Annotated in this window: 24 protein-coding genes, 1 other RNA gene and 1 pseudogene; 5 read left to right on the top strand and 21 right to left on the bottom strand. The window is 69.6% G+C overall.

Going from position 1 to position 26,514, the window contains the following annotated elements:
• The first annotated feature begins 292 nt into the window (after positions 1 to 292).
• Positions 293 to 667: a VOC family protein gene (locus IEY73_RS10335; RefSeq protein ID WP_189078918.1), complete on the top strand. Its 375-nt coding sequence runs from the start codon at positions 293 to 295 to the stop codon at positions 665 to 667.
• A gap of 203 nt (positions 668 to 870) precedes the next feature.
• Here the strand turns inward: IEY73_RS10335 and ssrA are convergent.
• The 8 genes from ssrA to pruA form a co-directional block, all read right to left on the bottom strand.
• Positions 871 to 1,249: a transfer-messenger RNA gene (ssrA, locus tag IEY73_RS10330) on the bottom strand.
• A gap of 90 nt (positions 1,250 to 1,339) precedes the next feature.
• Entirely contained in the window at positions 1,340 to 1,816 is a 477-nt protein-coding gene (gene smpB / locus IEY73_RS10325; RefSeq protein ID WP_189078917.1) for an SsrA-binding protein SmpB, read from the bottom strand.
• A 103-nt stretch (positions 1,817 to 1,919) separates the two neighbouring features.
• A complete protein-coding gene (locus IEY73_RS10320; RefSeq protein WP_189078916.1) occupies positions 1,920 to 3,161 on the bottom strand; it encodes a M23 family metallopeptidase in 1,242 nt (413 codons plus the stop codon).
• A gap of 97 nt (positions 3,162 to 3,258) precedes the next feature.
• The gene (gene ftsX / locus IEY73_RS10315; protein WP_189078915.1) at positions 3,259 to 4,134 is read right to left on the bottom strand and encodes a permease-like cell division protein FtsX; all 876 of its coding nucleotides are present in this window, start codon (positions 4,132 to 4,134) and stop codon (positions 3,259 to 3,261) included.
• A gap of 91 nt (positions 4,135 to 4,225) precedes the next feature.
• Entirely contained in the window at positions 4,226 to 4,906 is a 681-nt protein-coding gene (gene ftsE / locus IEY73_RS10310) for a cell division ATP-binding protein FtsE (protein ID WP_189078914.1), read from the bottom strand.
• 100 nt (positions 4,907 to 5,006) lie between these two features.
• Entirely contained in the window at positions 5,007 to 6,119 is a 1,113-nt protein-coding gene (prfB, locus tag IEY73_RS10305; protein ID WP_189078913.1) for a peptide chain release factor 2, read from the bottom strand.
• A gap of 51 nt (positions 6,120 to 6,170) precedes the next feature.
• Positions 6,171 to 6,686: a PadR family transcriptional regulator gene (locus IEY73_RS10300; protein ID WP_189078912.1), complete on the bottom strand. Its 516-nt coding sequence runs from the start codon at positions 6,684 to 6,686 to the stop codon at positions 6,171 to 6,173.
• 290 nt (positions 6,687 to 6,976) lie between these two features.
• Positions 6,977 to 8,605, bottom strand: coding sequence for an L-glutamate gamma-semialdehyde dehydrogenase (gene pruA, locus IEY73_RS10295; protein WP_189078911.1), 1,629 nt, complete (start codon positions 8,603 to 8,605; stop codon positions 6,977 to 6,979).
• A gap of 88 nt (positions 8,606 to 8,693) precedes the next feature.
• Between pruA and IEY73_RS10290 the strand changes: the two genes are divergently transcribed.
• On the top strand, positions 8,694 to 9,623 hold the full coding sequence (locus IEY73_RS10290; protein WP_189078910.1) for a hypothetical protein: 930 nt from the start codon (positions 8,694 to 8,696) through the stop codon (positions 9,621 to 9,623).
• A 6-nt stretch (positions 9,624 to 9,629) separates the two neighbouring features.
• On the opposite strand, the gene IEY73_RS10285 is transcribed toward IEY73_RS10290, so the two are convergent.
• Positions 9,630 to 10,091 (bottom strand): DUF6912 family protein, encoded by a 462-nt coding sequence (locus tag IEY73_RS10285; protein WP_189079042.1) that lies wholly within the window; start codon positions 10,089 to 10,091, stop codon positions 9,630 to 9,632.
• Positions 10,092 to 10,311: 220 nt separating this feature from the next.
• Here IEY73_RS10285 and IEY73_RS10280 point away from each other — a divergent pair, with 220 nt between their 5' ends.
• Positions 10,312 to 10,539 (top strand): helix-turn-helix transcriptional regulator, encoded by a 228-nt coding sequence (locus IEY73_RS10280; protein WP_189078909.1) that lies wholly within the window; start codon positions 10,312 to 10,314, stop codon positions 10,537 to 10,539.
• A 187-nt stretch (positions 10,540 to 10,726) separates the two neighbouring features.
• Positions 10,727 to 11,377: an Rv3235 family protein gene (locus IEY73_RS10275; RefSeq protein WP_189078908.1), complete on the top strand. Its 651-nt coding sequence runs from the start codon at positions 10,727 to 10,729 to the stop codon at positions 11,375 to 11,377.
• A gap of 63 nt (positions 11,378 to 11,440) precedes the next feature.
• Here IEY73_RS10275 and IEY73_RS34520 read toward each other — a convergent pair whose 3' ends face one another.
• A complete protein-coding gene (locus IEY73_RS34520) occupies positions 11,441 to 11,596 on the bottom strand; it encodes an SEC-C metal-binding domain-containing protein (RefSeq protein ID WP_444543372.1) in 156 nt (51 codons plus the stop codon).
• 237 nt (positions 11,597 to 11,833) lie between these two features.
• Positions 11,834 to 14,344: pseudogene (secA, locus tag IEY73_RS10270) on the bottom strand (preprotein translocase subunit SecA); the annotation flags it as partial.
• Between the two features lie 221 nt (positions 14,345 to 14,565).
• Here secA and IEY73_RS10265 point away from each other — a divergent pair.
• Positions 14,566 to 15,696 (top strand): GNAT family N-acetyltransferase, encoded by a 1,131-nt coding sequence (locus IEY73_RS10265; protein ID WP_189079041.1) that lies wholly within the window; start codon positions 14,566 to 14,568, stop codon positions 15,694 to 15,696.
• 69 nt (positions 15,697 to 15,765) lie between these two features.
• On the opposite strand, the gene hpf is transcribed toward IEY73_RS10265, so the two are convergent.
• The 10 genes from hpf to IEY73_RS10215 form a co-directional block, all read right to left on the bottom strand.
• Entirely contained in the window at positions 15,766 to 16,386 is a 621-nt protein-coding gene (gene hpf / locus IEY73_RS10260; protein WP_189078906.1) for a ribosome hibernation-promoting factor, HPF/YfiA family, read from the bottom strand.
• Between the two features lie 186 nt (positions 16,387 to 16,572).
• A complete protein-coding gene (locus tag IEY73_RS10255; RefSeq protein ID WP_189078905.1) occupies positions 16,573 to 17,391 on the bottom strand; it encodes a ComF family protein in 819 nt (272 codons plus the stop codon).
• Positions 17,388 to 19,205: an LpqB family beta-propeller domain-containing protein gene (locus IEY73_RS10250; RefSeq protein ID WP_189078904.1), complete on the bottom strand. Its 1,818-nt coding sequence runs from the start codon at positions 19,203 to 19,205 to the stop codon at positions 17,388 to 17,390. The genes IEY73_RS10255 and IEY73_RS10250 overlap by 4 nt, the downstream gene beginning before the upstream one ends.
• The gene (gene mtrB, locus IEY73_RS10245) at positions 19,202 to 21,022 is read right to left on the bottom strand and encodes an MtrAB system histidine kinase MtrB (RefSeq protein ID WP_229715724.1); all 1,821 of its coding nucleotides are present in this window, start codon (positions 21,020 to 21,022) and stop codon (positions 19,202 to 19,204) included. The genes IEY73_RS10250 and mtrB overlap by 4 nt, the downstream gene beginning before the upstream one ends.
• A gap of 68 nt (positions 21,023 to 21,090) precedes the next feature.
• Positions 21,091 to 21,780, bottom strand: coding sequence for an MtrAB system response regulator MtrA (gene mtrA, locus IEY73_RS10240; RefSeq protein ID WP_189078903.1), 690 nt, complete (start codon positions 21,778 to 21,780; stop codon positions 21,091 to 21,093).
• Between the two features lie 50 nt (positions 21,781 to 21,830).
• On the bottom strand, positions 21,831 to 23,111 hold the full coding sequence (efeB, locus tag IEY73_RS10235) for an iron uptake transporter deferrochelatase/peroxidase subunit (protein ID WP_189078902.1): 1,281 nt from the start codon (positions 23,109 to 23,111) through the stop codon (positions 21,831 to 21,833).
• Between the two features lie 15 nt (positions 23,112 to 23,126).
• Positions 23,127 to 24,263, bottom strand: a complete 1,137-nt coding sequence (gene efeO / locus IEY73_RS10230; RefSeq protein WP_189078901.1) for an iron uptake system protein EfeO — start codon at positions 24,261 to 24,263, stop codon at positions 23,127 to 23,129.
• 44 nt (positions 24,264 to 24,307) lie between these two features.
• Complete coding sequence (efeU, locus tag IEY73_RS10225; RefSeq protein WP_189078900.1) at positions 24,308 to 25,177, bottom strand: iron uptake transporter permease EfeU; 870 nt, start codon at positions 25,175 to 25,177, stop codon at positions 24,308 to 24,310.
• 187 nt (positions 25,178 to 25,364) lie between these two features.
• Positions 25,365 to 25,565, bottom strand: coding sequence for a DUF397 domain-containing protein (locus tag IEY73_RS10220; RefSeq protein WP_189078899.1), 201 nt, complete (start codon positions 25,563 to 25,565; stop codon positions 25,365 to 25,367).
• Between the two features lie 45 nt (positions 25,566 to 25,610).
• Positions 25,611 to 26,480 carry a helix-turn-helix domain-containing protein gene (locus IEY73_RS10215; RefSeq protein ID WP_189078898.1) on the bottom strand — a complete coding sequence of 290 codons (870 nt, stop codon included), beginning with the start codon at positions 26,478 to 26,480 and terminating at the stop codon, positions 25,611 to 25,613.
• Positions 26,481 to 26,514: the final 34 nt, after the last annotated feature.

The following is a 26,514-nucleotide window of genomic DNA, read 5'->3' as shown; positions in this document are numbered from 1 at the left end:
CTCGCGCTCCCCTCCGGCGGTCATGGCGCATCTGCGGTTGCGCGCCATTCTCGTACGGCCGGACAAACTCACCTCGTCCCGTCCCGTCCCGTCCTGTCGCGTCGACAAGGGGCGTAGAGTCGGCGGACGTGAACACCGGACCGGCCCTGCGCCACACACGGATTGCGTTGCCGGTGGACGACTGACCGCGGGGCGAGCGCCAGGATGGCGCCTCGACCGCTCGGCCCGTGGACCTCCCGACGCTGGTGCGTCGTCATGCCCACTCCAGCGTCGAGCACCGAGAGGTCACGTCATGTCCGTCAGCTTCAACCACACCATCATCGCCGCCAAGGATCGCGCCGAGTCCGCGCGGTTCTTCCGCGAACTGCTGGAGCTCCCGCAAGCGCCGTCCTGGGGAATCTTCACCAACATCCAGCTCACCGACGGCGTGCTGTTGCAGTTCGCCGAGCCGCCGGTGGAGATCCAGATGCAGCACTACGCCTTCCTGATCGACGATGACCTGTTCGACCGGGCCTACCGGCGGCTCTGCGAGCAGCATGTCGAGCATTGGGCGGACCCGCACATGCGCCGGCCGGGCGAGATCAACCACGAGCACGGCGGCCGCGGTGTCTATTTCAAGGACCCGTCGGGTCACGCCATCGAACTGATCACCCGCCCCTACCTGTAGACGGCGCTCGCCGGGCCGGAGCGGCCCCCTGTTCGCGCATTCCGCGAACAGGGGGCCGCCAACCGTGGAGGCAACGACCGCCTACTTGAACCCGGCCGCCCAACCGGAAACATCGCACCGTGGGGTGTCCGGGGCTCGGCCCCGGAGCAGACATGACGAGAGGCCGCGGTCCGCGCTTTCCGCGGACACACGGCCCCTGCCTCTCGTGGAGGTGCCGGGAATCGAACCCGGGTCCTTCGTCGCTTTGTCAGGGCTTCTCCGAGCGCAGCTCACTATGCCTCTACTCGGCCCCACCGATCACGTGAGCAAGTTGGTGTGACGGGCCCAGTCGCTGATTGATCTCGCCGCACGGTCCCCGCGACCGGGACCGATTGGCCAGCCTCCTAGCTGATGCCGGTGGCTGGGTCGGAGGCGCTCCCAGACCGACAGACTCCGCTACTCGCCTCAGGCGGCGAGAGCGTAAGAGTCAGCGCTATCGTGCTTGGCGCTTATTGTTTTCCGACGACCGATTCACGAGACGACGTCGGCTTCCTCGGCTCGCTTCCCCTGTCTCCACTGACAAAGTCGAAACCAGTCACCCCCTCGACGGTGGCGCCACAGCGGCGCACCGCACCAAGAATAACCTGCCAGCACGCGACCCTCATCCCGGTATCGCCGTGCCCCGCCGGCGGGTCAGTCCATGCCCTTGTTGCGCCGGCCCAGCGCCCGGCTGATCTCCCGCTGCGCGTCCCGGGCGGCCAGATCCTGCCGCTTGTCGTAGCTCTTCTTGCCCTTGGCCAGGCCCAGCTCGACCTTGGCGTACCCGTTGTGGAAGTAGACCGACAGCGGTACCAGGGTGACGCCGGTGTCCCGCAGCCGGCCCATCATCTTCTGGATCTCCTCGCGGTGCAGCAGCAGCTTGCGCACCCGGCGCGGCTCGTGGTTGGTCCAGGTGCCCTGGGTGTACTCGGGGATGTGCATGCCGTGCAGGAAGATCTCGCCGTTGCTCTCGTGGCCGAACGCGTCGACAAGCGAGGCGCGGCCGGCCCGCAACGACTTGACCTCGGTGCCGGTCAGCGCCATGCCTGCCTCGTACGTGTCGAGGATGGCGTAGTCGTGGCGTGCCTTGCGGTTCGAGGCCACGACCTTTCGCCCCTGTTCGCGCGGCATGCCGACAACTCCCCTCGATACGCCCGCTCAACCCGGGCATGAAGACGCGGACATGAAAAGGGCCCGGCCGCTGGCGACCGGACCCGTCCAGCGTACTCGCCCGTCAGCACAGACAGGACGGCAGATAGTTGAGCGGATTGCGCGGCACGCCGCTGAATCTGGTCTCGAAGTGCAGGTGGTATCCGGTGGAGGCGCCGGTGCTGCCGACCCGTCCGATCACCTGCCCGCGGCGTACGCGCTGGCCGACGTAAACGGAGATCTTCGACTGGTGGCCGTAGCAGGTGGAGAAGCTCTGCCCGTGGTACGTGCCGTGGCTGATGCAGGTGTAGTTGCCGTACCCGCCGTTCCACCCGGCCTGGACCACCTTGCCGTCGGCGGCGGCCCGGATCGGAGCGCCGCCGGGCGCGGCGAAGTCGGTGCCGGCATGCAGTTGCCAGACCCGGTAGTACGGGTCGTAGCGGTTGCCGAAGTTGCTGGTCTTCCAGCCGTGCACCGGCATCAGCAGACCCGCCCCGCGCAGCGTGCCGGACACTCCGTCACCGCCCGCGAGGGCCGCGCGAATGCGCTGTTCGTTGCCCTTGGCCTGGCGGTACCGGGCGAGCACGGCGGAACGCTGGGACTCGGCGAGGGCGAGCGCGGAACGACGGATCTTGGCGAGCTTGACCGCCTGCATCTGCGCCCGGACGGCCGCCGCCCGAGCGATCTTGGCCTTGAGCAGCTTGTCGGCGGCGCGGCGCTCGGCCTTTTCGGCGGCGCGCTTGGCGAGGCCGACCTTGTCCTGGGCGATACGCACCTCGCGGCGGGCCTGCGCCATCCGGTCGAGGCCGTCCTGGCCCTTCTGCATGACCTGGCCGATGAGGTCGAGCCGGGCCAGGGCATCTTGCGGGCCGGTGGCCGCGACGAGGACGTTGAGGGCGGCGAAGTTGGCGCCCATGTAGCTCGCCGAGGCGATCTCACCGACGCGGTCCCGCGCGACGTCGACCCGCTTCTGCGCCGCCTCGAAGCGGTGCGCGACATGGACGTACGAGATTCGGGTGCGGTCGGCCTTCCGCTGGGCGCTGTTGGCCTCGGCGCGGGCGGCGGCGACCGCGCCGCGCGCCACGGCGATCTTCTTCTGGGTCGCCGGGATGGCGGCGGTGGCCGCTTCCAGCCGGCGCGCCGCGATGCGGGCGGTGGCGGTGGCGTTCTCCAGGACCGCTTCGGCGCGCTCGGCGGCGCGGCGTGCCGCCTTCGCGGCGTCGCGCTGGTCGGCCACGGCAGGCGGCGATCCGATGAGCGTGACGCCTGCCACGCTCAGCACGGTCACCAGCGCAGATATCCGGCGATGTCGTCGGTAAGAACCCACCCGGGCACGGTACAACGACTATCCGGAGCTATTGGGCAAATCACTTCAAACGCCCGAGGGCCGCGCGTGGCGGCCCTCGGATGCGTCGACGACGAAACTAGACCCGCAGGTAGAACCGGAGGGTCACCCAGGCGGTGACGGCACTGACGACCGCGCCGACCCCGGCCAGCAGCGGCAGCATCAGCCACACGTTGCCGTTGGGGATGGGCGTCAAGACGTTGGTGAGCGCCTGGAGGCGGCCGTCGAGCAGCACCACCTTGCCCACGAACAGCGCCACGAAGCCGAGGACGGAGCCAACCAGGCCGGCCACCACCGCCTCCAGGACGAACGGCGACTGGATGAACCAGTTGGAGGCACCGACCAGTTTCATCACCGCCACTTCTCGGCGTTTGCTGTACGCCGCGACTTGGATGGTGTTGCCGACCAGAAGCAACGCGGCGAGCGCCATGACACCGGCCACCACCAACGCCATGACCTGGATCGAATTGAATATGTCGAAGACCTTGTTGAGCAGTTCGCGTTGATCGACGATGTCCTGGATGCCGGCCATGCCCTGCATCTGATCGGCGAACTGTTTGTACTTCTCCGGATCCTTCAGCTTGACCCGGAACGACTCGGGCAGGCTGTCCGGGCCGACCGACTTGATGAAGTCGGGCGAGTCGCGCCACAGCACCAGGAACTTCTGGTACGCCTGCTCCCGCGTCTCGTAGGTCTTGTTCAGCACCAGCGGGTTCGAGTCGATCGCCTGGTTGATGGCCGTGCGCTGGGCGTCGGTGACGTCCTCACGCAGGAAGATGGAGACCTGAATCTCGCCGTAGTAGTAGTCCTTCATCTGGTTGACCTGCATGTATAGCAGGGCGCTGGCGCCGAGCATGGTCAACGAGACCGACATCGTGATGATCATGGCGACGGTCATCGTGACGTTTCGCCACAGTCCGACCAGGACCTCGTTGAAGACGTACTTCACGCGCATCGGGGGGTTCCTTCCGGGACCTCGCGTCCGGCTGCTCTACGCACGGGGATGAAGGCTTTACTCACGGTTATGGACACGACGGGGTGGGGCATCAGCCGTACACGCCACGGGCCTGGTCGCGAACGATCCGGCCGCTCTCGATCTCGATGACCCTGCGGCGCATCTGGTTAACGATGTTGGAGTCGTGGGTGACCATGACGACCGTCGTGCCGGTCCGGTTGATCCGGTCCAGCAGCCGCATGATCTCGACGGAGGTGTCGGGGTCGAGGTTTCCGGTGGGCTCGTCCGCCAGCAGGATCAGCGGCCGGTTGACGAAGGCCCGCGCCACCGCCACCCGCTGCTGCTCACCACCGGAGAGCTCGTGCGGATAACGGTGCTCCTTGCCGCCGAGGCCGACGAGTTCGAGCACCTCGGGAACGACGCGACGGGCGACCGCCTTCGTCTTCCCGATCACCTCGAGCGCGAAGGCGACGTTCTCGTACGCCGTCCGGTTCGGCAGCAGCCGGAAGTCCTGGAACACACAGCCGATCGACCGGCGGAAGTGCGGGATCTTCCAGGACCGCAGGGACGTCACGTCCTTGGCGTTCACCACGACCTTGCCCGTGCTCGGGGCAACCTCATGCAGCAGAAGCTTGATGATCGTCGACTTGCCGGAACCGGAGGGGCCGATGAAGAAGACGAACTCACCCTTCTCGATACCGACGCTGACATTGTCCAACGACGGCCGGGACGCCTTGGGGTACGTCTTCGTCACGCTCTCGAGCTGAATCACGGGAGAGGAGTCTACGCGGTGTGACGAAATCGCCAAGTCCGGCGGTCTCCATCATCTGCACGCGGGCGTCCGACCTCGGGCGTCACGCCCCGGCCGGCGGTCAGTTGCCGGTCTGCATCTGCTTGCGCCAGCGGATGCCGGCCTCGATGAATCCGTCGAGGTCGCCGTCGAACACCGCGGACGGGTTCCCGGTCTCGAACTCGGTCCGCAGATCCTTGACCATCTGATAGGGATGCAGCACGTAGGAGCGCATTTGATCACCCCAGGAGCCGGTGGTGTCCTGCTTCAGGCCGGCGAGTTTCGCCTCCTCCTCCTGACGCTTGCGCTCCAGCAGCCGGGCCTGCAGCACCCGCATGGCGGAGGCCTTGTTCTGCAACTGCGACTTCTCGTTCTGACACGTGACGACGATGCCGGTGGGAATGTGCGTGAGGCGCACGGCGGAGTCCGTCGTGTTCACGCTCTGTCCACCAGGACCCGACGAACGGTAGACGTCGACCCGGACCTCGTTCTCCGGAATGTCGATGTGGTCGGTCTGCTCCACCACCGGCATCACCTCGACGCCGGCGAAGCTGGTCTGCCGTCGGCCCTGGTTGTCGAACGGACTGATCCGCACCAGCCGGTGTGTGCCGGACTCGACGCTGAGCGTGCCGAACGCGTACGGCACCTTGACGGCGAACGTCGCCGACTTGAGCCCGGCCTCTTCCGCGTACGAGGTGTCGTAGACCTCCGTGGGATAGCCGTGCCGCTCGGCCCACCGCAGGTACATCCGCATCAGCATCTCGGCGAAGTCCGCGGCGTCCACGCCGCCCGCGCCGGCCCGGATGGCGACCAGCGCCTCACGGGTGTCGTACTCGCCGGAGAGCAGCGTGCGGACCTCCATCTCGTCGATGGACTTGGTCAGCACGGTGATCTCGTCACCGACCTCGGCCAGCGAGTCGCTGTCCTCCTCGGCCTGGGCCAGCTCCAGCAACAGCGCCGCGTCGTCCAGCCGACTGCGCAGACTCTCCAACCGGTTGATTTCGCCGGAGACGTAGGAGAGCCGCGAATTGACCTCCTGGGCGCGCGCCTGGTCGTCCCAGAGATCCGGGGCAGATGCCTGCTCCTCGAGCTCGGCGCGGTCACGGCGCAGCTTGGCGACGTCGAGGACGTTCTCGATATTGCGCAGGGTGGCGTCGAGGGCCTTGAGTCGCTCAGGGAAGTCGGCAGCGGTCACGACAATCAAGACTACGCCGCCCGGCCGGTCGCCCGGCCGGGCGGCCTGCCGCTATTCCGCCGGGGCGGCCTTCAGCCAGTTCAGGGCCGCCTTGTGGTACGCGACCGCGAACTCCAGCGCGGCGGCGCCGTAAGCGTCGCCCGCCTTCTTGGCCTCCTTGGCCTGTTCCCGTGCCATGGACAGCGCCTCGGAATGATATTCGTTGGCGCCGGTGTAAAGGGACTTCAATTGATTACCGGAATGCTGCTCACCAAAGGCGACGCGGAGCGCGATCGGGTTGCGCAAGGAATCGCGGCCGGGTGCCTCGGCAAGCCACCGGCTGAAGGCACGCTTGCCGGCGGCGGTGATGGCATAGGGCTGACTGGACCGTGGACCGGGCTTGCCGAGCCGGACGTAACCCATCTCGGCGAGAACGGGAAGTTCGCGGTAGACCTGGCTCCGCGTCATCGACCAGTAAGGCCCGAGGCGGCGTTCGGCAGCCGCCATGAGCTGTCCGCCGGTCATCGGCCCTTCGTGGAGCAGGCCGAGCAGCGCGGCAGCCGTGGGATTGATTTGAGAGTCGGGCATGCCTTCTAAGCTGCCACTTTGTGGCTTCGGCGTCCAGCATTTCGCCCGATCCGTCCAATTTGCGTCTCCACATGCGACTGTCCCGCACAGACAGTCCGACCACGAGTATGACGAGCTCGCGTTTTCCCTCCGCGAGCGACGGCTTCGGCGGGTAAGATGGATCATCGAATCGCCCAGACGGCGATGCCGGTGATCAAGCATCCGAAAACGGGCACGCCGAGGGGCAAATGTGGGGTCCGGGATGACGCCCCGGACCCGCACAAAAATCCAAACTTCGCAGAAGCGGACGTTCAGCCCATGTGGGGATACCGCCAGTCGACCGGCGGCTCGAAGGTCTCCTTGATGGTTCGCGGGGACACCCACCGCTGAAGGTTCAGAATCGACCCGGCCTTGTCGTTCGTGCCGCTGTTGCGCGCCCCGCCGAACGGCTGCTGACCGACCACCGCGCCGGTGGGCTTGTCGTTGACATAGAAATTGCCCGCCGTCTCGCGCAGCGCGTGCGACGCGGCGTCGATGACACGACGATCGGTCGCGAAGATCGAGCCGGTCAACGCGTACGGCGAGACCGCGTCGGCCTGCGCGATCATGTCGTCGAACCCGTCGTCGGGATAGACGTGCACACCCAGGATCGGTCCGAAGAACTCGGTGGAGAACAGTTCGTGCGTCGGGTCGGTCGACTCGACGAGCGTGGCGGCGACGAACCAGCCCTCGCTGTCGTCGGCCGTGCCGCCCGCCAGCACGGTGCAGGAATCGCCGTTCTTGATCCGGTCGAGGGCGCCGGCGTGCTTGGCGAACGCGCGCCCGTCGATCACCGCACCGCCGAACACCGACAGGTCGCCGACGTCGCCGTACTGGATGGACGCCACCGTCGCCGCCAGCCGGTCCCGCAGCCCACCGTCCCACAGCGACCGCGGGACGTACGCGCGAGAGGCGGCACTGCACTTCTGACCCTGGTATTCGTACGCGCCACGGACCAGCGCGGTGTGCAGCGCGTCCGGGTCGGCGCTGGAGTGCGCGATCACGAAGTCCTTGCCGCCGGTCTCGCCGACCAGCCGCGGATAGGACCGGTAGCGCTCGATGTTGGCGCCCACCTCGCGCCACAGGTGCCGGAAGGTGGCCGTGGAGCCGGTGAAGTGGATGCCGGCCAGGTCCGGATCGGCCAGCACCACGTCGGAGACCGCGAGCCCGTCGCCGGTGACCATGTTGATCACTCCCGGCGGCAGCCCGGCGGCCTCGAACAGCCGCATCGTCCAGTACGCCGCGAGCGTCTGCGTCGGCGAGGGCTTCCAGATCACCGTGTTGCCCATCAGGGCGGGCGCGGCCGGCAGGTTCCCGGCGATGGCGGTGAAGTTGAACGGCGTGACGGCGTAGACGAAGCCTTCCAACGGGCGGTGGTCGAACCTGTTCCACACCCCCTTGCTGGAGTTCGGCTGCTCGGCCAGGATCCGCTCGCCGTACGCCGCGTTGAACCGCAGGAAATCGATGAGCTCGCAGGCCGCGTCGATCTCCGCCTGGTAACAGGACTTGGACTGGCCCAGGATGGTGGCCGCGTTCAGCGTGTCGCGCCAGCTCCCGGAGAGCAGCTCGGCGGCGCGCAGGAACACCGCCGCCCGTTCGCTGTAGGGCAAGGCACGCCAGCCGGGTGCCGCCTCCTTGGCCGCCGCCACCGCCGCCGCGGCATCCGGCTTGGTGGCGTTGCCGAGCACGCCGAGCACCTCGCGACGGCGATGTGGCTGCACCACCTCGATCGCCGGGCCGCCGCCCATCGACCGGGCGCCCCCGATGGTCATCGTCAGGTCGACTCGGTCACCGCGCATGGCGGCGAGGCGGTCCTGCAGGGCGGCTCGCTCGGGGCTGCCCGGCGCGTACCCGCGCACCGGCTCGTTCTGCGGCACCGGCAAAGCTAGCTGGGCGTCCATCGGTCTCGGCTCCTCCTCTGACGGGTTCGCCCTCATCCTCCCACGCCTCGAACGAGCGTTCAGGGCCTGCGCGCGTACCCTCAACCGCATGAACGTCGCCCAGGCCACACCGGACTCCGCCCGGCGGCAGCGCTACCCCGGCATCGTGCTCGCCGCGGCCGGACTGCTGTGGATGGCCGGGCTGCTCTATTCGGCGCGGGCCACCATCACCGGCCGCGCGGACGCCGAGATGGAGGTGACCTCCACGGCGTACGCGCTGCCCGGGGCGATCTCCGCCACCCTGGTCGGCGGCGCCGCCGTGGCACTGGCCGTGCTGGCCCTCGCCGGCCGCTCCCGCGCCTTCAGTCCCACCGTCCGCTTCGCCGTCACCACCGGCACCGGCCTGGTGCTCGGCGCGCTGGCCGCGCTCAGCTTCATCACCATCAACACCGACGGATGGGTGTACGCCGTGGTCGGCGGCACGGTCGCCGCCGCCGCCACGGTGGGCGGCGCGATCGCCGGGTTCCCGGAGTCGCGTGTGGTGACCGCGACCTGCTGGGCGGCGATCGCCGTGTTCGCCGTGGGTTTCGCGCTCAACGTGGTCCAGGACCCGCTGCTGAGGTTGTTCGGCGCGGGCGACACCTCGGCCTCCCGGGCAAGCGCGGCCGACTGGTTCTCGCTCACCCAGGGCCTGCTCAGCGGGCTGGCGGCCGGCGCCGTCGCGTTCCTGGTGCTGCATCGGCGCCGGGACGGCTCGGGCCCGCGCTGGACCCGGTACGCCCTGGCCGGCGCGGGACCGGGCCTGCTGCTGGTGATCGCCGAGATCCTGGCGCGCACCGCCGGATCCCGGGTGCTCGAACTCGCCGGCCGGGTCAGCGAGCTTGAGCTCGCCGTGCAGCAGATGCTCAGCGGGTCGCGGTTGAACAACGCGCTCATCGTGCTCTTCGTGGGCGCGATCACCGCCATCATCCTGATCGGCCGGACCCTCGGCCCGTCCGCCGAGCCGGACGACGAGGACGCCGCCCAGCCGGCCGGCTGAGGCACCTCAGACCAGTTGGTCGAGCTCGGAGACCGCGTACCACTCCAGTTCGTGATCCTCAGCCCCGTCCACGGTGAACTGGGCGTCCGGATCGCCGGCCAGCGCCTCCTCCACCACCTCGGCGGCGGACGCGACGTCCTCGGCCGCGGCGGCCCCGTCGAGGTGCACCGAGGCCACGTCCTTGAGGGACACCGCGACGGGCAGCCGCACCGCGCTGGAACCCAGCTCGACGTCCTCGTGTGCGAGCGCGGTGCCCGGCACGTCGGCGGAGACCACCACCCGGCGCCGCGGCGCGTCGGGGTCGTGCCGCAGCAACTGGAGGGCGGCCTGGGCGGCGCGGGTGAACGCCACGTATTCCAGTTCCTCCTCGTCGCCTTCGGCGTACCACTCGCGCAGGGCGGGCGTCACCGCGTGCGCGGCGGTCGGCCCGTCGCCGAGGTGCCCGTCGGCGCGCAGCCGCGCGAGCATCGGGACGGTGGCAGGCACGTAGACCCGGACCAGGTCGGTTGTCGGCACACCGTCAGGGTAGTCATCGGCAAGCCGTCGGGGTTCGTACGGTCGGCTGTCACCCGTACCGGTCAAGGTTCACCTTGTCGTCCGACTAGGGTAGGGTGGCGCTGTCGCAGGCAAACAGCAGCAAACTCAACGAAGACGGCACGACCCAAACGGCAGCGAGCGAGGTGAGCGGATGGAACCGAGGTTTCTGCTGCTGTCCGAGGTGGCCGCCGAGCTGAACGTGTCGGATTCGCAGGTCTATCACATGGTGCGCAGCGGAGAACTGCCCGCCATCAAGATCGGCGGTCGCGGGCAATGGCGTGTGGAGCGCAGCAAGCTGGAGGAGTACATCGCCGGGAGATACGCCGAGACCGCCGACTGGGTGCGACAGAACCCACTGACCGAGCGCGACGCGGATTGAGGCCCCTCGCCGCCCTTTTTGTCGGTCGGCGCAGGTTGTCCACAGGCCGACGGTGACGCGTTGACGCCGCCACGAGGCTCCGCAAAACTCAATCCAACGGAGGCAAACGAAGGCAAACGCAAGCATTGGGCCTCCTGGATCGAGAGCCTGCGGGCGGAGAGGCCGGTGCACGATGCCGACTGCGCAGATGGCGCCGCGAGGTGCCCAGCCACCGATCCGGCTGAGACGAGTCCCGGCGTCCGATCCGCCGTTCGATGACGAGCTCTCGCCCGAGGTGTGGGCGCCGGCCCGGCAACTGGCGCTGGACCTGCGAGGCGTCACGGTGGCCGGTGCTGGGGCGCGGGTCACCACGTCGGGCCCGTCCGGCTCCCACACGTCCGCCAACCCCGCTTTCGCCGACGGCATGTCCCCCGGCGGTGACGGGTCCGCCACGCCCGCCACCGGCCCGAGGCCCCCGGCCGCGCCCGCTGGGGCGTCCGGTGACGCCCGGCTGGCCGTGCGCCGGTTCGTCGCGCTGTGCGTCGAGGTGATCAACGGCTATCGACCGGCCGCGCATCTTCGGCAGGTGAGCGCCCCCGGTGATGCGGCACGGATCATCAGGCAGGCGGTCACCGCGGCACGCCAGATCGCCGAGTCCGGCCGGGCCGCCCGCGCGGCCGGCCGCCGCATGCGCAGACCCGCGCCGGTGGGCGTGGTGCGGGTCCGGCTTTGCGAACCGCGGCCGGGTGCGGTGGAGGCGGCGGTTCTGCTGGTGCACGGCGAGCGCACCCGCGCCATGGCGATCCGGCTGGAGCTGCGTCAGCAGGACTGGGCCGCGGTGTGCCTGCAACTCATCTGATCGGAGCTCGGGTCGCACCTTCGGGCCCCGCGGCCGGGCGGAGAGCCCGGCCGCGTCCTCGGTCTACTGCGGGCCGCCCGGAGCGCCATGGCAGCGCTTGTACTTCTTGCCGGACCCGCAGTAACACGGCGCGTTGCGAGACGGGCCGTTGCTCGACTCGGCCTGAGCGGTCCGGCGGGGGCTGCGGCTGGCGCCGGCGTGCGCGGGGTTGGCGGGCACCGGCGAGTCGCCGATCCCCAGCGCCGGAGCGGTCTGCCCGTGCTCGATCACCGGAGCGCCGTCGCCCGCCGCGCCGTCGATGGCCGGTGAGGTGTATTGCAACCGCTGCGGACGATTGCCGCCGCCCAGGCCACGGGCGTGCACACCGACCTGGTGCTGCCCCTCGCCGGACGGGTCGGAAGTGGTCGAGCCGGGCAGCGGCACCGCCTTGCTCGGGTCGACCGTGACCGTCGGCTGCTCCTCGACCTGGACCTCCAGGTTGAACAGGAACCCGACCGCCTCCTCCTTGATGCCTTCCATCATCTGGTTGAACATGTCGAAGCCCTCGCGTTGGTACTCGACCACCGGGTCACGCTGGGCGTACGCCCGCAGGCTGATGCCTTCCTGCAGGTAGTCCATCTCGTAGAGGTGCTCGCGCCATTTGCGGTCGATGACCGCCAACAGCACCTGGCGCTCCAGCTCGCGCAGCGGCTCCTCGCCCAGCTCGGTCTCGCGATTGGCGTACGACTGCTGGGCGTCCTCGGTGAGCCGGGCGGTCAGGAACTCGTGGTCGATCGCACTGCGCTCGCCGCCGGACTCCTCGATGATGTCGTCGACGGTGAGGCTGATCGGGAAGAGCCGCTTCAGGTTGGTCCATAGCTGGTCGAGGTCCCAGTCCTCGGCGTAGCCCTCGCTGGTGGCCGCGTGCACATAGTCGCCGACCACGTCAGTGATCATGTGCAGCGCCTGGTCGTGCATGTCCTCACCGGCCAGGACCCGGCGACGCTCGGCATAGATCACCTGGCGCTGCTTGTTCATGACCTCGTCGTACTTGAGGACGTTCTTGCGGATCTCCGCGTTCTGACCCTCGATCTGCGTCTGCGCGCTGCGGATCTGCCGGGTGACCATCTTCGACTCGATGGGCACGTCCTCCGGGATGTTGAAGCGCTCCATCACCGCCTCGACGGCGCCCGCGCGGAACCGCTTCATCAGGTCGTCCTGCAGCGACAGGTAGAACCGCGACTCGCCGGGGTCGCCCTGCCGGCCGGAACGACCGCGTAGCTGGTTGTCGATGCGCCGGGAGTCGTGCCGTTCGGTGCCCAGGACGTAGAGCCCGCCGGCCTGGATGACCTCGGCGGCCTCCTCCTCGCACGACTCCTTCCAGTTGGGCAGGACCTCGTCCAGCGCCTTGGCGTAATCCTCCGGGCTCTCCACCGGGTCCAGGCCGCGCTGGTGCAGCTCGGCCGAGGCGAGGAACTCCGGGTTGCCGCCGAGCAGGATGTCGGTGCCGCGACCGGCCATGTTGGTGGCGACGGTGACCCCGCCCTTGCGGCCCGCCTGCGCGATGATCTGCGCCTCCTGCGCGTGGAACTTCGCGTTCAGCACGCTGTGCGGAATCCCGCGGCGGCGCAGCAACTGGGACAGGATCTCCGAGTTCTCCACCGAGACCGTGCCGACGAGCACCGGCTGGCCGGTGGCGTGCCGCTCGGCGATGTCCTCGATGACCGCGTTGAACTTGGCCTTCTCGGTCTTGTAGATGACGTCCGGGTGGTCCACCCGAATCATCGGGCGGTGCGTCGGGATGGTCACCACGCCGACGTTGTAGACCTTGTTGAACTCACCGGCCTCGGTCTGCGCCGTACCGGTCATGCCGCCCAGCTTGTCGTAAAGCCGGAAGTAGTTCTGCAGCGTGATGGTCGCCAGGGTCTGGTTCTCCTGCTTGATCTCGACGCCCTCTTTGGCCTCGATGGCCTGGTGCATGCCCTCGTTGTAGCGGCGGCCGTGCAGGATGCGGCCGGTGAACTCGTCGACGATGAGGACCTCGCCCTCGCTGACGATGTAGTCCTTGTCCCGCTTGTAGAGCTCCTTGGCCTTGATCGCGTTGTTGAGGTAGCCCACCAGCGGCGTGTTCACCGACTCGTACAGGTTGTCGATGCCCAGCCGGTCCTCGACGCGGGAGACGCCGCGCTCGGTGATCGCGACGGTCCGCTTGGCCTCGTCGACCTCGTAGTCACCCTCGCCGTCCTTGCCGCGCTGCAACCGGCCGACCAGCGTGGCGAACTCGGAGTACCACCGCGCCGAGTGCTCCGCCGGACCCGAGATGATCAGCGGGGTGCGCGCCTCGTCGATGAGGATCGAGTCGACCTCGTCGACGATCGCGAAGTTGTGCCCGCGCTGCACCAGCTCGCCGGAGGACCAGGCCATGTTGTCGCGCAGGTAGTCGAAGCCGAACTCGTTGTTCGTGCCGTACGTGATGTCGCACGCGTAGGCGGCGCGGTGCTCGGCGGCGGGCCGGTTGGGCAGGATGACGCCCACGGTGAGCCCGAGGAACACGTGCACGCGGCCCATCCACTCGGCGTCGCGCTGCGCGAGATAGTCGTTGACCGTGATGATGTGCACGCCCTCGCCGCTGAGCGCATTCAGATAGGCCGGGAAGACGCCGGTCAGCGTCTTGCCCTCACCGGTCTTCATCTCCGGGATGTTGCCGAAGTGCAGCGCCGCGCCGCCCATGAGCTGGACGTCGTACGCCCTCTGGCCGAGCACCCGGCGAGCGCCCTCACGGGCCACCGCGAACGCCTCGACCAGCAGCGAGTCCAGCGGCTCGCCGTCGGCCACCCGCTGTTTGAACTCGTCGGTCTGCGCCCGCAGCTCGTCATCGGTGAGATCGGTGTACTCGTCCTCGATCGAGTTGACCGCATCGGCGATCGCCTTGAGGCGGCGCAGCATGCGGCCTTCTCCGGCGCGGAGGACCTTTTCCAAAATCGACACGGGTCAACGCTCCCCTAGACGGTCTGCGGGAACCATCGTAGGCGTCCATCGGTCGCCTCCGTCAGCCGAGCCTCCGGTCAAAACGGCAAAGAACGCAAAACACCCCCACTCGTTCGCTGACAGCGGACCACGACGTGCCGCGGGCGGGCGTTGGTTGCCGTACCGGGCCGTGCGGCAGGATGGCCCCGGACAGACCCTCACGAGCAAGGAGCCGTTGCATGATCGTGCCGGAGATCCGCGGTGACGGTGTGCGCCTGCGGCCCCTGCGCCCGGACGACCTGGACGACCTGGTCGCCGGGATGGACGATCCGCTGACGCAGCGCTTCCTGCCGGCCCTGCCGTCGCCGTTCACCCGCTCGGCCGGCGAGTGGTATCTGGAACGCGGCGTGCCGGAGACCTTCGCCGCCGGCGGCGCGCTCTGCGCGGTGGCCGATCCACACACCGACCGGCTGCTCGGCGGCGTCGGCCTGGACCGCGTCATACCCGCCCGCCGGCAGGCCGAGATGGGCTACTGGGTGGGCCCGTGGGCACGCCACCGGGGAGTGGCCACCGCCGCGGTGCGCGCGCTCACCGACCACGCCCTGACCTCCGGCATGCAACGGCTCGAACTGCTGACCCACGCCGAGAACGGTCCGAGCCAGCGAGTCGCGCTCGCCGCCGGGTTCCGGCGGGAAGGCGTACGCCGCGGGGCGCTGCCGGACCGCAGCACCCGGCGTGCCGACCTGATCGCGTACGCGCGGCTCGCGGGCGATGCCCCGGGCCCGGCCACCCGCCTGTTGCCGGACCTGCCTGGGGGCGAACTGACCGACGGCACGGTGACCCTGCGGCGGCTGGGACCGGGCGACGCCGCCTTCTACGCCGAACTGCACGCCGAACCGGACGTGATCGCCACCAGCGTGCCGCCGGTCCCGCCCAGCCATGAGGACGTGCGCCGGCGATGCGACTGGGCGGAGTCGCACTGGCTCGAAGGCACCCGCGCGGACCTGGTCATCGTCGACAGCGCGACCGGCGCGGCGACCGGGCACATCGGTCTCTTCTACCAGGAGCCGCCCACCGCCCAGGCCATGATCGGCTACAGCATGTCGTCCGCGTGGCGGGGACGCGGCTACGCGACCCGGGCGGCCCAACTGCTGGCCCTGTGGGCCTTCGCGGAGACCGGCATCGCCCGGCTGATCGCCGGAGCGATGCCGAGCAACCGGAAATCCCGCCGCGTCCTGGAGAAGGCCGGCTTCCGTGAGGAGGCCTACCTGCGCTCGCGGCTGCCCGGTCCGGGCAGCGAACGCATCGACGACGTGCAGTACGTGCTGCTGGCCGAGGACCTGGCCCGCGAGGGGCCACGGCTGGACGGCTGACGCACGGAGCGACCCACGCGGGACGGCTGCTCCAAGCCGCCCCGCGACGCCCGCGGTGACGCCCCCCGCCTAGCCGGTGCTCTCCAGGGACAAGATGCCGTAGTCGTAGCCGCGGCGCCGGTAAACCACGCTCGGCCGACCGCTCTCCTTGTCGTTGAACAGGTAGAAGTCGTGCCCGACCAGTTCCATCTGGAACAGCGCGTCGTCCACGGTCATCGGGTCCGCCGGGTGTTCCTTCTCCCGCACGATCCGCCACGGTTGGCGGTCCTCATGCTCGGTCGGCTCCGCCGCGTACGGCTCGGCGTCGTCTGCGGGGGCAACGGAGGGCAGATCGGTGGGCAACCCTGCGGTGGCTGCGGCCACGGAGATCGGGGCATGCCGGCCTCGGTGCACGCGACGGCGGTCGGCCGATCGGCGCAGGCGCGCGTCAAGCTTGTTGATCGCGCAGTCCAAGGCGGCATAAAAGTCTTTGGCGCACGCTTCGGCCCGGATCACGGGACCACGCGTGCGAACGGTGATCTCGACGCGCTGGCAGGTGTCCGCCTGGCGCGGGTTGCGTTCGTGGAACAGCTCCACGTCCGCCCTCATCAACTTCTGGTCATAGCGCTCGACCTTGCTGAGCTTGTCGGCGACGTGTTCCCGATAGTGATCAGGAACCTCAACGTTGCGGCCCTTGACGACAATGTCCACTCGTGACCTCCCCAACGTGACCTGCTGTGATGCGGTTGTCGGCGTCGGCTGCGGGCGGATTCGCGGAGTGATCCGGCGCGGCCGAGCTGCGAACGGGAAGACTCCTTTCCGGTGCGGCGGACCGGCGGACCGGCCCGTGCCCCCGACATCGGGTGAGTGACGACGATTACCCTCGTCATCCTGACGCTAACCTGCTGACGCTCGGCCGTCATCCCTCGTTCGGGATAGTGAATCGTTGACCTGCGACCCTGGCAGAGGAGTCCTTCGGCGCTCGCGTGCCGACCGGCGCAGCCGCGTGGCGGCGAGGACGGCGACACCTGCAACCTGCATGTCCGCCTCCCGAAGCCGGCGGGTGACGGCCGCCAGCGTGGCTCCCGTGGTGACGATGTCGTCGACCACTACCAGGGTGCCCCTCATCATCGGCCGATGTCGGTAAACGGAAATACCAGCGGCACGGACTCGCAGCGAACTCTCAGCAGCCGTGACGCGTTCCGTGGTGTCCAGTGACGCGGAGTCGGGCCGACGACCGGCCCGTAACGGCTGGACCAGCTCAGCATGACGCCCAGTAGCGCGCAGTCGTCGCACCGCGTGTCCGGCCAGGCGCATCATGTGATCACCGTGGCGGGCGCGCGCCGCGCTCGGGGTGGACGGCACCGGCACCAGCGTCACCGGCTGGTCGCTCGCGGCGGCGGTCAGCTCGGCGACGGCGACCGCCAGCAGGGCGCCCATCGGCGGCGCGAGGCGATGGTGCCCCCGCTCCTTGTACGCCAGCAGCGCGCCGCGCAGCGGACCGGCGTACGGCCCCATGGCCACCAACGGAGGTAAGCCGGCCGGCCGGGGCGACGGCGCGGTGTGGAACGGCGTCAGCCCCTCCAGGGCGACGACGCAGGCGGGGCAGACCCCGATGCGCAGCGGCACGCGTTCGGCGCCGCAACCGGCGCAGTCCGTCGGCAGGACCAGGTCGGTGAGGCCGTCCCGGAAGGCGGTCCACCACGAAGCACTCAACGCAGGAAGAACGGCTTGGTCGGCTGCACCCCGGACGGCGGATCGGAGACCGGCTTGGCTAGGTCGTCGACGCCGATGTGCGACGGGTCGGCCAGCACGTCGTACGCCCGGCTACCGGCAACGTAGGCGACCGATCCGGACGTTTCCGGCCCGGTGGGCGACGCGGGGTACGCGGACAGGTAGCTGATGGCCTCGCTACCCAGGTCGGGCAGCCGCATGGACTGCTGGGCGCCGTCGACGGTGGTGTCCATGACCGCCACACGCTTGTTGTCCGCCCGCGTGCCGGCCACCACGACCCAGCCCTCGCTGCTCCAGTCGAGTGCCGTGATGGTGGGCATCGGCGGGGTCGGCACCCGCACCGGCTGCGTCCCCAGTTGAGGGGTGTCCGCGCCGGTCAGCAGGGTGGTGACATACAGGTGCCCGGAGACGATCATCGCCACCCGGCGGGCGTCCGGGGCCACCGCGACCGCGGTCACCGACCCACCCGGGCCGGGCCATTCCACCAGGTGCGCGGCGCCGCCGCGGGCGGTGAATCCGTAGATCCGGCCGCCCACGGTCACCAGTCCCACGGCACCCTCGGGCCCCTCCTCCGGCGTCACCGCCCACACCGGCTGGCCGATCGATCCGGCGGGCATCGTGACCCGCTGCAGTTCGGCCTGCTCGCCGGCGCGCGCACCGGCGACGCGCAGTTGCTGCGAGCCGCCGCTGCCGGTGACCACCGCCGCGTACGTCCGGTTCTCCGAGCCGGCAAATGCGGCCGCCGCGACGTTCTTGTTCGCGTCCGACTCCAGCACCGGCACCGGCTGACCCGCGTCGGCGGACAGCGCAAGCCGGTTGATCTTCCCCGCGTAGAGGACGAAGCGTTCCGGATCGCTGCTCAGTCGGTACGAGGCGTTGCTGGCCAGATAATCGGCGCTGCTCCAACTGCCGCCCGCCTGGTGGCCGACCTTGAGTTCGAGCGTGCGCGGCAGGTCGGGGCGCAGCGACCACATCAACTGGCGCCGCAGCCGGTCGAGGGCGGCGCGGTCGTTGGCCGGCACGGCCTGATCGCTGAGGTTGATCTGCAGCCGCCCGTTGTCGACCGCGGGCACGTTGCCGATCAGCGTGGTTCCGTCCGGCAATTCCTCGGCGACGTCCTGCAGCCAGGCCGCCGGGCCCTCGACCAGCCAGTTCAGCACTACCGTCGGGCGCTGCTCGGGCGGCACGCTGAGGGCGAGGTAGCGGACGTCCGGCACCAGCGCGGTGTGCTCGGTGTTCCAGAAGTAGATCGTCCGGCGCTCGTAGAACTGCTGCAGCGCGGTGTCGCTGATCAGCATGACCTGGGGTGTCTTGGTGACGAACAAGCCGTTCTCGCCGGACACCTCCTTCACCGTGAGGCTGTAGTGCTTCACGGTGTCGTCGGTGGTCGGCGAGAGGATCCCGTTGTGTGCCAGTTGCCCGATCTCCTGGGCCCCGAAGGTGATCTCGTCGCTGCCCTGGTTGACCAGCGGCTCCTCGGTCAGCCGGATGACGGTGACGGACGCCGAGGGCTTGAACGACGTCTGTGCCGTCGGCGACAGGAACTGCTTGACCCGGTCGACCGCGCCGTCCGGGTCACCCGCGGCCGCCTCCAGGAAGTATTTGACGAACGTCGCCCGGTCGCTGGTGTCCTGCCGGTTGTTGCGCGGTGGCGCGGCGGCGTCGCCGGTGCCCGGACCGGGCGTCGGCCCCGCCTCGACCGTCAGCACCGGAGTCTCGTCCGGGATGCCGCAGCCGCCCACGGCCATCGTCACGGCGGCCGTGACCGCCAGGAGGAAGGTCGCTCGCCGCTTCACCGCCGCACCTCCATCACACCGTCGGCGGCAGGGGCCTCGGCCGGGCCCGCCTCGGCCGGGCCCGCATCAGCCGGGCCCGCATCGGCCCGCCCCGCATCAGCCGGGCCCGCATCGGCCGGGTCGTCTCCTGCACCGGGCGGCAGTGCCGCCGCGGTGGAGCCGGCGGGCAGCGTCGCTGGGCCGTCGCCGGGTTCCGGCTCGACCACCGCGTGACGGTCCCGGGGCACCAGCGGCAGCGGCGCGGCGACAAGCCGGTCGCCCGCGCGCACCGGCAAGGTGAGGCGGAACTGGGCGCCCTCACCCGGCATCCCCCACGCCTCCAGCCAGCCGCCGTGCAAGCGGGCATCCTCGACGCTGATCGACAGGCCCAGGCCGGTGCCGCCGGTCTGCCGGGCGCGCGAAGGGTCCGCGCGCCAGAACCGGTTGAACACCAGCAGTTCCTCTCCGGATTTGAGACCGACGCCGTGGTCACGCACCGTGATGGCTACTGCGGCACCGTCCGAGGCCATGGTGACCTCGACCGGCTTGTGCTCCCCGTGCTCGACGGCGTTGCCGACCAGATTGCGCAGCACCCGCTCGACGCGGCGCGGGTCGACCTCGGCGATCACCGGCTGGTCCGGCAGATGCAGCTCAATGCGGACGCCGACCCGCTCGGCGAGGCCGGCGAGCCGATCGGCGACCCGCTCGACGATCGGCACCAGATCGGTGTGCTCGGCGTCCAGGGCGGCGAACCCCGCGTCGAAGCGGCTGATCTCCAGCAGGTCGGTGAGCAGGCTCTCGAACCGGTCGAGCTCGGCCTGCAACAGCTCCGCGCTGCGGGCCACCGCGGGCTCGAACTCGTCCCGCTCGGCGAAGATCAGATCGGCGGCCATCCGCACCGTGGTGAGCGGGGTCCGCAGCTCGTGCGAGACGTCGGAGGTGAAGCGGCGCTGCAGCCGCGACATCTCCTCCAGCCGCACGATCTGCCGCTGCAGGTTGGAGGCCATCTGGTTGAACGCGGACGCGAGCAGCGCGAGATCGTCCTCGCCGTCGACCTTCATGCGCTGGTCCAGCAGGCCGGCGGAGAGCCGTTGCGCGGTCCGCGCGGCGACCCGCACCGGCGTCACCACCAGCCGCGTCACCAGGCCGGCAACCACGCCCAGCAGGATGACCAGCGCCAGCCCGGTGACCAGCACCATGGTGCGGATCTGGTTGGCGGCGCGGTCCTCGGTGGTCAGCGGCACCATGTAGTACAGCTCGACGTGGCCGAACTTGGTGGCCACCGGCGAGCCGTAGACGAGGTACTTGGCGGTGAGGCCACCGACCGTGGCGGTGCGGATCTGCCGCGCCACCCGGCCCTCGGTGGCCACCGCGTGCACCATGTCCGGGGTGATCAGGGCGGAGATGTCGGTGCCGGTGGAGGTCACCGGCTCCAGCGTGGGCCACCGCTCGGCACGCATCGAGACGATCGCGCCGCCGTTCTCCGCGGGCTCGCCGTCGGCCAGGTAGTTGAGGGTGGTGCTGAGCGTGCCGGGCAGCTTCGTGTCGTACGGCGACGGGAAGATGCCGAGCTGGCTGTATGCGTAGTCGACCTTCCCGCGTAGCTGGGCATAGACCTCGTCCTGCGCGCGATTGAGCAGGATGTTGGCGCTCTGCGCGGCGACGAACCAGCCGAACGCGCCGACCAGGAGGCTGGAGGCGACCAGGGTCAGCGCGACCACCCGCAGTTGCAGGGACCGCCGCCACTCCCGCCGTGCCGGCGCCACCGCCCGGGAGGTCCGGCGTGCGAGCACGCGCCAGTGCCGCCGCACCACCCGCAGGGTGCGACGCACGGGCATGGGAAGCCAGCTCGGAGCGCGCATACCGGGGAAAGACTAACCGGGCGCCGCCCGCCGCCCCACACCGATCAGCCGGTGCCGGCCTTATAACCGACGCCCCGCACGGTCAAGATGATCTCCGGCCGCTCGGGGTCCGGCTCGATCTTGGCCCGCAGCCGCTGCACGTGCACGTTGACCAGCCGGGTGTCCGCCGCATGCCGGTACCCCCACACCTGCTCAAGCAGCACTTCGCGGGTGAACACCTGGCGCGGCTTACGCGCCAGCGCCACCAGCAGATCGAACTCCAGCGGCGTCAGTTTGACCTCGGCGCCGTCGCGGGCCACGGTGTGCGCCGGGACGTCGATGGTGATCTGGTTGCCGGGCGGCCCGATGGTCAGCAACTCGGGCGCGGCGTCCTCGCCCCGCCGCAGCCGCGCCCGCATCCGGGCCACCAGTTCCTTGGGCTTGAACGGCTTGACCACGTAGTCGTCGGCGCCGGACTCCAGGCCCAGCACCACGTCGACGGTGTCGCTCTTGGCGGTCAGCATGACGATCGGGATGCCCGACTCGGTGCGAATCGCGCGTGCCACGTCGATGCCGCTCATGCCGGGAAGCATCAGGTCGAGCAGGACGATGTCGGGCCGGTTCTCCCGGAACGCCGCCAGCGCCCGCTCACCGTCGGCCACGAACGACGGCAGAAATCCCTCGCTGCGCAGGACGATGCCGAGCATCTCCGCGAGCGCTGGATCATCATCGACAACGAGTACCCGGGCTCTCATGCGGTCCAATATTGCACTGTCCCCCGCCAACCCATGTCACCTGGGGCCGATCATGCGCCGAAGAGTCCGGTTCCCCAGTGGTCCCCGTTGCCCCGTACGCCCGGCGGGCAGGCGAACAACGCGCTGGAGACGTGCCGGACGTACTCGTTCATGTCGTCACGCTGCGACAGGCTGCGCTGCACCGGGATGAAGCCGGTGCGCGGGTCGCGCTGGTAGGCGATGAAGAACAATCCCGCGTTCAACCTGCCCAGACCGTCCGAGCCGTCCACGAAGTTGTAGCCGCGGCGCAGGATCCGCGCGCCCGCGTTGGTGTCCGGATGCGCCAGGCGCACGTGTGAGGTGGACGGGATCACCTGTTCGCCGTCCGGACCGACCGCCGTGAGGTCGATCTCGTCGAATTCCTTCTGACCGGTCAGTGGCGCACCGGTGCCCTTGCGGCGGCCGATGATCTGCTCCTGCTCGGCCAGCGACGAACGGTCCCAGGTCTCGATGCTCATTCGGATCTTGCGGGTCACCATGTAGCTGCCGCCGGTCATCCAGTCCGGGCCGTCGCCCGGTTGCACCCACAGATGGTCGCGCAGCAGGGCGGTCTCCTCGGCCTTGAGGTTCGCGGTGCCGTCCTTGAAGCCGAACAGGTTGCGCGGGGTGGCCTGACCCTCGGTGGTCGAGGAGGTCCGCCCGAAGCCGAGCTGCGACCAGCGCACGCTCACCACGCCCATCCCGATCCGGGCCAGGTTGCGGATCGCGTGCACCGCCACCTGCGGGTCGTTCGCGCACGCCTGGATGCAGATGTCGCCGTCGGACAACGACGATTCCAGCGCGTCCCCGGTGAACAGCGGCAGCGGCGCCAGCGCGGCCGGGCGCCGCGCGGCCAGGCCGAACCTGTCCTTGCCGGTGGCGTCGCGGAACAGCGACGGCCCGAACCCGATGGTCAGCGTGAGCCCGGACGGCGGCAGGCCGATCGCCTCTCCGGTGTCGTCCGGCGGCGCCTCGGGCACCCCGGCGACGGCGCCGATCGCCCCGGCGTCGTGCCCGGCGGTCATCCGCGCCGCCGCGGCCGTCCACTCCTCCAACAGACCGGCCAACTGATCGCGGTCCTTGGTGATCACGTCGAACGCGACGAAATGCAACCGGTCCTGCGCGGGTGTGACGATGCCGGCCTGGTGCGCGCCGGTGAACTCGACGGCACCGGAGGACGCACTCGGCGACCGGTCATGGCCCGCGGCTTCGCGGACCACCGCGCTGCCGACCGCAGCCGCGCCCGCGACACCGGCCACACCGGCGCCGGCCAAGGCGATGGCACGACGCCGCGACAGGGAGTTCTCCGACATGTCCTTTCCCGGCCCTTACTTCTGCGCCACCACGGCGGCCACCTTGCTGATCGGCTCGGCCAACGCGTTGATCGCGTCGGACAGCCCCTTGAGCTGCGCCTCGGTGAGCTCGTCGTGCAGTTTCCAGCCGTCCCCGTCGCGGTACTTCGCCAGTTCCGCGTCGACGTTGGCGAACTCGGTGTCCAGCGTCTTCACCAGCGCCGGATCGCGCTCGGAGAGCACCGGTCGCAACGCGGCGATGGCCGCCTTGGAACCCTCCACGTTCGCGTTGAAGTCCCACAGGTCGGTGTGCGAATACCGGTCCTCCTCGCCGGTGATCTTTCCGGACGCCACCTCGTCCAACAGCCCCTTCGCGCCGTTGGCGAGCTGGAGCGGGGAGAGCTTCTCGGCGTTGGCCTTCGTCACGATCTCCTTGACGTCGGCCAGTAGCTGGTCGGCGATGGCCGCGTCGCCGGAGACGTCACCGGTGGTCCACAGGTCCTTCTCGATGCGGTGGAACCCGCCGAAGGTCATGCCCTCCTCGGTGACCTCTTCCCGGCCGTCGATCCGCGGGTCCAGATCGCCGAAGACCTCCGCGACCGGCTCGATCCGCTCCCAGTACGTGCGGGCGACCGGATAGAGGCTCTTGGCCTTCTGCACGTCCCCGGCCTTGACCGCGGTCACGAACTCCTCGGTCTTGTCCAGCAGCGCGCCGGTCTGGCTGCGCACATAGCGCTGATAGCTGTCGGTGGCCGCGGCGACCTTGGCGTCGTCGGTCAGCGGCGCCGACGAGCCGGAGACCGTCAGGGCGGTGCGGATGCCCTTGCCGATCATGCCGGGCTTGCAGGTCGCCTGGTAGGCGCCCGCGGGCAGCTCCACATGTAGCTGGCGGGACAGGCCGGGGGCGATGTTCTCCACCTCGCCCATCACCCGGTCACCCGCGGCGTACACGTAGAACTCGGTGACCTTGCTGCCCGAGTTCGTCACCGAGAAGACGCTGGTGCCGGCGTCCACGGTGTTGCGATCCACCTCGCATGAGGTGTCGGTGGCCTTGACCGTGATCGAGCCGGTGGAGTCGCCCTGGCCCGTGCCGCCGTCGTCGCCGCCACACGCGGCGAGGGTGCCGCCGAGCAGCCCGGCGGCGGTGAGCGCAATGATCTTGGTGGTACGCATGGGTATGGGTGCTCCTGGAGGCGTCGCTACGGCTACGGCTACGGCTACGACTGCGGCTGGGGCGCCGCCGGTGCGGGGGTGGTCGGGGTGACCGGCTTCGGCGCCGGCACCTTGCGCGCGGGGCGCAGGAAGAGCAGCAGGACCGGCACGCCGTACGCCACCCAGGCGACCACTTCCAGGACGGACGCGGTGGGGGTGACGTTGAACATCCCGGTGAGCAGGGCGGTGTACCAGGCGCCCGGGTCCAGAACCCCACTGATGTCGTAGGCCAGCGTGTTCAGGCCGGCCAGCACACCCGACTCCTGCAGATCGTGCACGCCGTACTTGAAGATGCCCGCGGCGACCAGGATGAGCAGTGCGCCGGTCCAGGTGAAGAAGACCGACAAATTGATCCGGACGGCGGTCGCGTACATCAGGTAGCCGATCGCGACCGCGGACAGCACGCCGCCGATGAGCGCGTAGAGCGGGCTGCCGTCGATGGCGGCGCCCTGCACGGCCGAGTAGAAGATCAGCGAGGTCTCCAGGCCCTCGCGGACCACGGCGAGAAACGCCATCACCGCGACCGCGACCGAGCCCACGGCGAGCGCGTCGGTGAGTTTGCTGCGCAGCGTGCCGGCGATGGTGCGGGCGGCGGTGCGCATCCAGAAGATCATCCAGGTGACGAACACCACGGCCGCGATGGAGGTGATCGCCTCGAACAGCTCGCGCTGCTCCGACTTCTGGAGCAGCGCGGTCGAGGTGTAGTTGAGCAGCCACCCGAAGAAGACCGAGAGCGCCACCGCCAGCCCGACACCGGACCAGACCTGAACCAGGCGATCCTTACGGTTCGACCGGACCAGGAAGGCGATGAGGATGCTGACCACCAGGGTGGCCTCGAGACCCTCGCGCAGGCCGATGAGGTACGTGGCGAGCATGGCACTCCGTTGCTGGACGTCCGCCGGGCTGCCGGGGAGGTCGCAACGGCCCGACAGTTTGCTAAGGCATTCCTAACTAAGGTTCGCCATACCTTAAGCATCCGAGAGGCGCGGACGTCAAGCCACGGGGGTGAAACGCCCGTCACACGAGGGTGGACGGGCGCTCACGCCATCTATCAGCGAGCTTTCAGCGAGGCGGGTCGAACTCTCCCGCCCGCACGCCGGCAACGAAGCCGGCCCAGTCGTTGCGCCCGAAGCTCAACACCGGTCCCGCCGCGTCCTTCGAGTCACGCACCAGCACCACGGCAGGCGTGTCGGCGATCTCGACACAGTGGCCCGCAGCGCCGCTGCGGGTGCTCTTGCGCCAGCTCAATTCGTTCCCGTGCACGGTTGACTACCTTTCCTTCATCGACGGCCGTTTCCGCCGCTCGTCTCAGGACAAGGCTCCCGTCACCGAAGATCCAACACCATCGCTCCATCGGGCGACTGCCGCCCGGCTCTCTTCCACCGAAAGCGTGCGTTTGTGCAGATCGGCGAAGCCATCGCGATAGATCCTGACATCGTCCGGTTTCATCCTGAAGAGTCCACCGGTCATCCCCTCGCTGTGCACGACCGCAGCCCGGGAATGCCCCTCGAAATCGAATATCACAAACGATTCGGCGAGTGCCGCATGGGCGCCCGCCCGGAACGGCAGAATGCGCAACTCCACGCCGGGACGGCGACTGGCGTCGACCAGGTGCTGAAGCTGGCGGCGCAGCACGCCCGGCCCGCCGACCTCGCGGTGCAGCACCGACTCGTCCAGCACCACCGTCAGGCGCGGCGGCGGATCACGGGTCAGCACCGCCTGCCGGGCCATCCGAAGGGCGAGCCGGCGATCCGCGGTCGCCGCGTCCGCGATGCCCGCGCCCGCGCCGATGACCGCCCGCGCGTACTCGTCGGTCTGCAGCAGGCCGGGGACGATCTGGGCCTCCCACTCGCACATCGCGACCGCTTCGGCCTCCAGCGCGACATACTCGTCGTACGGGGCCGGCAGCGCCGATCGATACGGCGTCCACCAGGCACGGGTCCGGCCCCGCCGTGCCAGGCCCTGCAGTCGCGAGCCCACTGGCGCGGTCACGCCGTACCAGGTCAGCAGCCGCTCCAGGTCGGACTCGGTGATGCCGGTGCGCCCCGTCTCGATCCGGCTCAGCTTGGACTCCGACCAGCCCAGACCGGCGGCAACGTCGGCACCCCGGGCGGTGCCGCGCAGCCGACGCAGCTCCTCGCCCAGCTCCTGTCGTGCCGTGGATGTTGGCCTCGCCACCACACCACGTTACTGCGCAACCAGTGCAAGTTGC

It is taken from the genome of Mangrovihabitans endophyticus, from assembly GCF_014646155.1.
In the GTDB taxonomy this organism is placed as follows: Bacteria; Actinomycetota; Actinomycetes; order Mycobacteriales; family Micromonosporaceae; genus Actinoplanes; species Actinoplanes endophyticus.
Note: the sequence above shows the minus strand (reverse complement) of the source record. Positions and strands in the feature narration are given on the sequence as shown.